Here is a 7,980-nt window from a genome sequence, read left to right as displayed (position 1 = left end):
CCGGCTCAACGACTCGCCCACAAACGCCAACACCGCCTCCACCCCATACAAGGTCTCGCGAATGGCACTAGCCTTGCCGCCGCCATCAGCACACAGCTCGACATCTTCGGACAGCATGGCGGCCAGGCCTTGGGTCGAGCCGCTGGTGATTGCGCTGTGGAAGGCGCTCAGCAGTTGTTCCTGGCGTGAAGGGTCCGGCTGGTAACGGGCCTGGGTGTTGCCCAGGCTGGCTTTGGCGCGGGACACCAGTTTGCGGCAGGTGGCTTCCTGGACGCCGAGGGTTTGCGCGACTTGGGGGTAGTCCAGGTCGAAGATGTCGTACAGCAGGTAGGCGGCGCGTTCCTTGGGGGTCAGGCGTTCGAGCAGGAGCAGGAAGGCGGTGGACAGCGACGAGGCCAGTTCATGGCTCTGTTCGGGGGAGTCGTGATGCAGGGTGTGGATCGGTTCCGGCAGCCAGGTGCCGACGTAGTCCAGCCGCGAGCGCTGGGCCGAGCGCAGCAGGTCGATGCAGTGCCGGGTGCAGGCGGTGGTCAGCCAGGCGGCCGGGGTGGCGATGGAGGCCTTGTCGGCCTCCAGCCATTTGATGAACAGGTCCTGCACCACGTCCTCGGCCTCGGCGCGGGAGCCGAGGAGGCGGTAGGCCAGGCCCAGCAGGAAGCTGCGACGGCTTTCGAACACCGTCGTTTCATCGATTCGATCCATCCTCAGTGCCTCGACACCTGCAAGCGATTCCACAGGTTGATCATGCCGATATCGGCCGTCAAGGCGGCGATCTGCGCTTCGCTGAAATGTTCGCGCAAGGCGGCGCGCAACGGGCCGAAGTCGGTGTCTTCGCGCAGCACGGTGAGGGCTTCGGTCCAGGCCAGGGCGGCGCGTTCGGCGGCGTTGAAATCGCTGACATGGCGCCAGACCACCAGGCGGTCCAGGCGCTCGTTGCTTTCGCCGTCTTCGCGGGCCTCACGGGTGTGCATCTTCACGCAGAAGCCGCACTGGTTGATCTGCGAAGCACGCAACACCACCAGGTGGTGCAGCTTGCGCGCAAGGCCGTGGGCGTCGATCAGGCCGTGGACCTGGCCCAGGCTTTCGAAGATCTCGGGGATGGTTTGCAGCAGGTTGACGGCTTGGGTCGGGTGGCTGGATGACATGGGGTGGCTCCGTTAATTGAGGGATACACCGACATGACGGGCCAGCTTGGTGGTTTGTGACGGGGTGGCGGAAAAATAATTCGGACACCTGCTTCCGCCCCCAAAAACCAGCTCATCCACAGCGGGCAGTCTTGAACTCCCTCAAAGCCCCGGCATGAATTTGTCGCACCAGTGGCGCGACTTTTGCCGGTTGGGTCAGAACCCGGAGTTTCGGGGCAATAGTGTCAGCAGTGCTGACACTTTCTTCTCCCCTCGAAGGAACGAGCGCCACCCAGACCAGCCCTACCCCGGCATACACTCAAACCCATGCGCACTGGCCACCTGCTTGCCCTGGGCATCAAACAACCGCGCCCGCACCTCGGTGCCCAGGGTCGATTCCACCAACTTGTAATGCTCCCCCGCCTGGAAGTTCGGGTAGCTCACGTGCCCGCGGCAGTCGACCTGGTTGGAGTCGCCGCCGACTTCTTCGAACAGGGTCACGTCCAGGCGGTGGGCGCCGGGTTGGACTTCGAAGTAGCGGCCGTCGTCGACGTTCTTGCCGTCGACCCGTTCGGCCATCAGGTCGCTGGGGCCCTCTTCTTCCAGGCTGATCCAGGCTTCCCTGGGGTCGGGTTGCGGCATCGGGCCGGCGCAGGCGGACAACAGCAGCACCAGGCTCAGGGCGGGAATCAGCAGCAGGGGTTTGGCATTCATGGCAGGTACCTTGGCAGTGGAAATCAACACGCGGCGCATGCCCCAAAAAGCAGTCACGCCGGATTGCCATGCAGCTTGTCGAGGCCCCATGCAGAGGACAAATGAATCCCCGTGAAAGGAAATTCAGGCCTTACCTAAAACTTCCTTCACCTGGCTGAAAGCCGCGTGTTAGGTGGGTCGCCGGAGACTGCCGAGCTTTGTTTCCGCCTCGGAGGTCCACCCCATGCTCGGGCTGGTCAAGACCGCTCTGCTCAAGCCCTACACGTTTATCGTGCTGGCGATTTTTATCTGCATCATCGGGCCGCTGGCGGCCCTGCGCACGCCCACCGATGTGTTCCCCGATATCGGCATTCCGGTGGTGGCGGTGGTCTGGCAGTACACCGGCCTGTCGCCGGACGCCATGGCCGGGCGGGTGATCTACACCTACGAGCGCTCCCTGAGCACCACGGTCAACGACATCGAGCACATCGAGTCGCAATCCTTGCCGGGCATGGGCATCGTCAAGATCTTCTTCCAGCCGGGGGTGGATATCCGCACCGCCAATGCCCAGGTCACGGCAGTGTCGCAAACCGTGCTCAAGCAGATGCCGCCGGGTATCACCCCGCCGCTGATCCTCAACTACAGCGCCTCGACGGTGCCGATCCTGCAGATGGCCTTCTCCAGCCCGACTCTGTCGGAAGCGAAGATCCGTGACCTGGTGCAGAACAATATCCGCCTGCCCCTGAGCTCCGTACCCGGGCTGGCGATGCCGACGCCCATGGGCGGCAAGCAGCGGCAGATCACCCTCGACCTGGACCCGCAGGCCCTGGCCGCCAAGGGCCTGTCGGCGCAGGACGTGGGCAACGCCCTGGCGGCGCAGAACCAGATCATCCCGGTGGGCACCGCCAAGCTCGGCGCCAGCGAGTACACGGTGCTGCTGAACAACAGCCCGAGCGCCATCGACGAGCTCAACGACCTGCCGATCAAGACCGTCGACGGCGCGCTGATCACCATCGGCCAGGTGGCCCATGTGCGCGACGGCTCGCCACCGCAGAGCAATATCGTGCGGGTCGACGGCCACCGCGCGGTGCTGATGCCGGCGCTGAAGAACGGCAATATTTCCACCCTGTCGATCGTCGATGGCATCCGCCAGATGCTGCCGCGCATCGACGAAACCCTGCCGCCGGCGCTGAAGACTTCGCTGCTGGGCGACGCCTCGGTGTTCGTCAAGCAATCGGTGGGCAGCGTGGCCCGGGAAGGCATCATCGCCGCGCTGCTGACCAGCGCGATGATCCTGCTGTTCCTCGGCAGCTGGCGCTCCACCCTGATCATCGCCGCCTCGATCCCCCTGGCGGTGCTCGCGGCCATCGCCCTGCTCGCCGCCAGCGGCCAGACCCTGAATGTCATGACTCTGGGCGGGCTGGCGCTGGCGGTGGGGATCCTGGTGGACGACGCCACGGTGACCATCGAGAACATCAACTGGCACCTGGAACAGGGCAAGGCGGTGAAGGCCGCGATCCTCGACGGCGCGAAACAGATCGTCGGCCCGGCCTTCGTCTCGCTGTTGTGCATCTGCATCGTCTTCGTGCCGATGTTCCTGTTGCAGGGCATCGCCGGTTACCTGTTCCGGCCCATGGCGCTGGCGGTGATCTTCGCCATGGCCAGTTCGTTCATCCTCTCGCGGACCCTGGTGCCGACCCTGGCCATGTACCTGCTCAAGCCCCATGTGCCGGAAGCAGGCCCGGGGCATCACCCGGAAGACGCGTTCATCAACCACCACGAAGGCGAGCAGCACGCCCCGCCACGGCATGCCCTGGTGCGCGGGCTGCTGGGGTTCCAGCAGGCTTTCGAGCGGCGCTTCTCCAATGTCCGTGACACCTACCACGGCCTGCTGACCCTGGCCCTGGCCCACCGCAAGCGCTTCCTGCTGGGCTTCCTCGCCTGCGTGCTGGCCTCCTTCGCCTTGCTGCCGAGCCTCGGCCAGGACTTCTTCCCGGCCACAGACGCCGGCGCCCTGGCCCTGCATGTGCGCCTGCCCCTGGGCACGCGGATCGAGGAAAGCGCAGCGGCCTTCGACCGCATCGAGGCGCGGATTCGCGAGGTGATTCCGCCGGAGCAGCTGGACAGCGTGATCGACAATATCGGCATCCCCCTGAGTGGCATCGACATGGCCTACAGCAGCAGCGGCACCATCGGCCCGCAGGACGGCGATATCCAGGTCACCCTCAAGCCCGGCCACGCGCCGACCGCCGACTACGTGAAGCAGTTGCGCGAAGCCCTGCCGGAAAGTTTTCCCGGCAGCCAGTTCGCCTTCCTGCCGGCGGACATCAGCAGCCAGATCCTCAACTTCGGCGCGCCGGCGCCGCTGGACGTGCAAATCTCCGGCCCCGACGGCGCCGCCAACCGCGCCTATGCCCTGGAACTGCAACGGCGCCTGCAACATGTGCCGGGCATCGCCGACCTGCGCATCCAGCAGTCCACCGGCTACCCCTCGCTTGCGGTCAAGGTCGACCGCCTGCGGGCCAACGGCCTGGGGATTACCGAGCGTGACGTGACCAACAGCATGGTGGCGTCGCTGGCCGGCAGTTCCCAGGTGGCGCCGACCTTCTGGCTCAACCCGCAGAACGGTGTGTCCTACTCGATCGTCGCCGCCACCCCGCAGTACCGCCTGGACAGCCTGCCGTCCCTGGAAGCGCTGCCGGTGACCGGCAGCAACGGCCAGTCGCAGATCCTCGGCGGCCTGGCCAGCATCTCGCGGGTGGACAGCCCGGCAGTGGTCACCCACTACAACATCCAGCCGACCCTGGACCTCTACGCCAATGTCCAGGGCCGCGACCTGGGCGGCGTGGCCCGGGATATCCAGAAAGTCCTCGAGGACAGCCAAACGCTGCGGCCCAAGGGCGCGACCATCAGCCTGCACGGGCAGATCGACGCCCTGCATGAAGCCTTTAGCGGCCTGAGCCTGGGCTTGCTGGGCGCGGTGGTGCTGATCTACCTGCTGATCGTGGTCAACTTCCAGTCCTGGCTCGACCCGTTCGTGATCATCACCGCGCTGCCCGCGGCCCTGGCCGGGATTGTGTGGATGCTGTTCCTCAGCGGCACCTCGCTGTCGGTGCCGGCGCTGACCGGGGCCATCCTCTGCATGGGCGTGGCCACGGCCAACTCGATCCTGGTGGTGAGCTTCTGCCGCGAACGCCTGGCGGAACACGGCGATGCCCTGAAGGCAGCTCTGGAAGCCGGCTATACCCGCTTTCGCCCGGTGTGCATGACCGCCCTGGCGATGATCATCGGCATGCTGCCGCTGGCCCTGTCGGAGGAGCAGAACGCGCCCCTGGGCCGCGCCGTGATCGGCGGCCTGATCCTCGCCACCACCGCCACCCTGCTGTTCGTTCCCGTGGTGTTCAGCCTGGTCCACGGGCGTCACCCCACTCGCGCTGTCGCTGGAGAAAGCACCCATGTCGCCTGAACACACCCCCTCGCGCAAACGCCTGCTGTGGCTCGGCATCGGCGGCCTGACCCTGGCCGCCCTGCTGGTGGCCAACGGTCTGGCCGCGCGCACCCGCCATGAACGCGCGGTGGCCGCCTGGACCGAAACCGCCGCCGTGCCCCAGGTGCGGGTGTTGCAGCCGCAGCAGAACCGCCAGGGCGACACCCTGCGCCTGCCGGCGCACCTGGAAGCCTGGAGCAAGGCGCCGATCCACGCCCGGGTCAGCGGCTACCTGAAAAGCTGGAACAGCGACATAGGCACCAAGGTTCAGGCCGGGCAGATTCTCGCCGAGATCGACAGCCCCGACCTCGACCAGCAGCTGGCGCAGGCCCATGCCCGGCTGGTGCAGGAACAGGCCAATGCGCGGCTGGCGCAGACCACCGCCGTGCGCTGGCAGAATCTCGTGGCCAGCCACTCGGTGTCGCGCCAGGAGGCCGATGAAAAAACCTCCAACGCCGCGGCCGCCAAGGCCAATGCCGAGGCGGCCGCTGCCGACTATGCGCGACTCTCGGCCCTGGAGGACTACAAGACCATCCGCGCGCCCTTCGCCGGCACCATCACCGCGCGCCACACCGATATCGGCCAGTTGATCAAGGCTGACAACGACAGCGATCCGCAGCTGTTCGACCTGGCCGACACCCACAAGCTGCGGCTCTACGTGCCGGTACCGCAGAACTACGCCAGCGTGATCCGCCCCGGCCTCAGCGCTGAGCTGACGGTACCGGAACACCCCGGCCAGCACTTCAGCGCGCGGCTGCTCGGCGACTCCACCGCCATCGACCAGCGCTCCGGCACCCTGCTCGCCCAGTTCGTCGCCGACAACCCCGACGGCGCGCTGCTGCCCGGCGACTATGCCGAAGCCGCGCTGGCCCTGCCCGCCGACACCCAGGGCCTGAGCATTCCGGCCAGCGCCCTGATCTTCCGTGCCCAGGGCACCCAGGTGGCGCTGCTCGACGAGCACAATCACGTGCACCTGCGCGACATCCATATCGGCCTCGACCTCGGCGCGCGGCTGGTGATCGACCAGGGCCTGCAAGCCGCCGATCGAGTCATCGACAACCCGCCCGACGCGCTGCGCGAAGGCGACCTGGTGCAACTGGCCGACGCCGGAGGTGAGCATGCGCCCAAGGCTTGAACCGCTTGCTGTGTTGCTGTTGCTGGCCTTGCAAGGCTGCTCCCTGGCGCCCGGCTACCAGGTGCCAACCGTGGACCTGCCGGCCCACTACCGCGAACAGACCAGCGACGGGCCTTGGCATCCGGCACAACCAGCGGATCAACTGGCCAGCCAGTGGTGGCTGCTGTACCAGGACCCGCGCCTGGATGACCTGCAACAACGCCTGCTCAAGGCCAACCCGGACCTGGCGGCGGCGCTGGCGCACTTCGACGCGGCCCAGGCTTACGCCAGCCAGCTGCATGCCGGGCTGTTCCCGCAGATCAGCGCCAGCGGCCAGTCGCTGCGCCAACGCCAGTCGGACCACCGGCCGTTGCGCGGCAGCAGCCAGCCTTCGGTGTACAACAGCAACACCGCCGGTTTCTCGCTGAGCTTCGACCCGGACCTGTGGGGGCGGATTCGCAACCAGGTGGCCGCCGGCGACGCCCAGGCCGAAGCCTCGGCCGACGACCTGGCGGTGGCGCGCCTGAGCCTGCAACAGCAACTGGCGAGCCTCTATGTGCAGCTCAATGGCCTGGATGCGCAGAGCGCGATCCTCAGCCAGTCCCTGGACGACTACGCCCAGGCCCTGCAACTGACCCGCAGCCGCTACCAGGGGCAGATCGCCTCGGAGCTAGACCTGACCCGCGCGCAAAGCCAGCTGGCCAGCGCCGAGGCCGAGCTGGACGAAGTGCGCGGGCAACGCAACCTCACCGAACACGCGATCGGCGAACTGGTGGGCGAACCGGCCAGCCAGTTCCAACTGCCCGCGGCCACTCAGGCACTGACCCTGCCCGGCGTGCCGCAACAACTGCCCAGCGCCCTGCTGCAACGCCGCCCGGACATCACCGCCGCCGAACGCCGGGTGTTCGCCGCCAACGCCAACATAGGCGTGGCCCGGGCCGCCTGGTACCCGGACTTCAGCCTCACCGGCCTGCTCGGCGGGCAGACCCAGGGCAGCGGCAACCTGCTGGCAGCGGGCAATCGCTACTGGGCGTTGGGGCCTTTGGTCAACCTGCCGATCTTCGACGGCGGCCGCCTGAGCGCCAACGAACGCCAGGCCCACGCCGAATTCGAGGAAGCCGCCGCCCATTACCGCAGCCAGGTGCTGCGGGCGGTGCGTGAGGTGGAGGACAACCTGGGGCAGTTGCGGGATTTGCAGCAGGAGGCGCTGGACCAGCAGGCGGCGGTGAATGCCGCCGAGCATACGCAGACTTTGGCCATGAACAGTTATCAGGCGGGGGCGGTGAGTTATCTGGAGGTGGTGACGGCGCAGACGGTGGCGTTGCAGGCACAGCGGGGGTTGCAGGCGGTGCAGACGCGGGAGTTGTTGGCGAGTGTGGGGTTGGTTACGGCGTTGGGTGGGGGGTGGAAAGCTGGAGCCTGAAGCCGGAGGCTGGGCTCTAAAAAGCTCGGCCCTCCTGTGTACATATCCGTTCCTGCGGTTACGGCCACTTAGGGTTCCGCCCTTACGGCGGGTCACTTTGGAAGAGCGCCAAAGTAACCAAAACGCTTTGCCCCTGGCG

At 66.8% G+C, this 7,980-nt stretch carries 6 protein-coding genes; 3 read left to right on the top strand and 3 right to left on the bottom strand.

Features of this window, described 5'->3' with window-relative positions; all coding sequences use genetic code 11:
- The 3 genes from J4D52_RS30260 to J4D52_RS30250 all read right to left on the bottom strand — a co-directional run.
- Positions 1–702: sigma-70 family RNA polymerase sigma factor (locus tag J4D52_RS30260; RefSeq protein ID WP_207272225.1), on the bottom strand; the 702-nt coding region annotated here is incomplete at its 3' end.
- Between the two features lie 2 nt (positions 703–704).
- Positions 705–1,145, bottom strand: a complete 441-nt coding sequence (locus J4D52_RS30255) for a carboxymuconolactone decarboxylase family protein (protein WP_053268766.1) — start codon at positions 1,143–1,145, stop codon at positions 705–707.
- A 282-nt stretch (positions 1,146–1,427) separates the two neighbouring features.
- Positions 1,428–1,838: a hypothetical protein gene (locus J4D52_RS30250; RefSeq protein WP_053278585.1), complete on the bottom strand. Its 411-nt coding sequence runs from the start codon at positions 1,836–1,838 to the stop codon at positions 1,428–1,430.
- Between the two features lie 223 nt (positions 1,839–2,061).
- On the opposite strand from J4D52_RS30250, the gene J4D52_RS30245 reads away from it, so the two are divergent.
- Genes J4D52_RS30245 through J4D52_RS30235 form a run of 3 tightly spaced genes read left to right on the top strand, consistent with a single transcriptional unit; the run spans position 2,062 to position 7,841 of the window.
- Complete coding sequence (locus tag J4D52_RS30245; RefSeq protein ID WP_102678240.1) at positions 2,062–5,283, top strand: efflux RND transporter permease subunit; 3,222 nt, start codon at positions 2,062–2,064, stop codon at positions 5,281–5,283.
- Positions 5,273–6,439, top strand: coding sequence for an efflux RND transporter periplasmic adaptor subunit (locus J4D52_RS30240; protein WP_102678239.1), 1,167 nt, complete (start codon positions 5,273–5,275; stop codon positions 6,437–6,439). Before J4D52_RS30245 ends, J4D52_RS30240 begins: the two co-directional genes overlap by 11 nt.
- Positions 6,423–7,841 carry an efflux transporter outer membrane subunit gene (locus tag J4D52_RS30235; RefSeq protein ID WP_102678238.1) on the top strand — a complete coding sequence of 473 codons (1,419 nt, stop codon included), beginning with the start codon at positions 6,423–6,425 and terminating at the stop codon, positions 7,839–7,841. The genes J4D52_RS30240 and J4D52_RS30235 overlap by 17 nt, the downstream gene beginning before the upstream one ends.
- The last annotated feature ends 139 nt before the right edge of the window (positions 7,842–7,980 follow it).

The organism is Pseudomonas sp. GW460-12-10-14-TSB1 (genome assembly GCF_017349775.1).
GTDB classification, from domain to species: Bacteria; Pseudomonadota; Gammaproteobacteria; order Pseudomonadales; family Pseudomonadaceae; genus Aquipseudomonas; species Aquipseudomonas piscium.
Note: the sequence above shows the minus strand (reverse complement) of the source record. Positions and strands in the feature narration are given on the sequence as shown.

What these genes read in the sequence shown, in the direction of transcription:
- J4D52_RS30255 (WP_053268766.1), bottom strand. Translation starts at nt 1,145, where the DNA reads ATGTCATCCAGCCACCCGACCCAAGCCGTCAACCTGCTGCAAACCATC.
- J4D52_RS30250 (WP_053278585.1), bottom strand. Translation starts at nt 1,838, where the DNA reads ATGAATGCCAAACCCCTGCTGCTGATTCCCGCCCTGAGCCTGGTGCTG.
- J4D52_RS30245 (WP_102678240.1), top strand. Translation starts at nt 2,062, where the DNA reads ATGCTCGGGCTGGTCAAGACCGCTCTGCTCAAGCCCTACACGTTTATC.
- J4D52_RS30240 (WP_102678239.1), top strand. Translation starts at nt 5,273, where the DNA reads ATGTCGCCTGAACACACCCCCTCGCGCAAACGCCTGCTGTGGCTCGGC.
- J4D52_RS30235 (WP_102678238.1), top strand. Translation starts at nt 6,423, where the DNA reads ATGCGCCCAAGGCTTGAACCGCTTGCTGTGTTGCTGTTGCTGGCCTTG.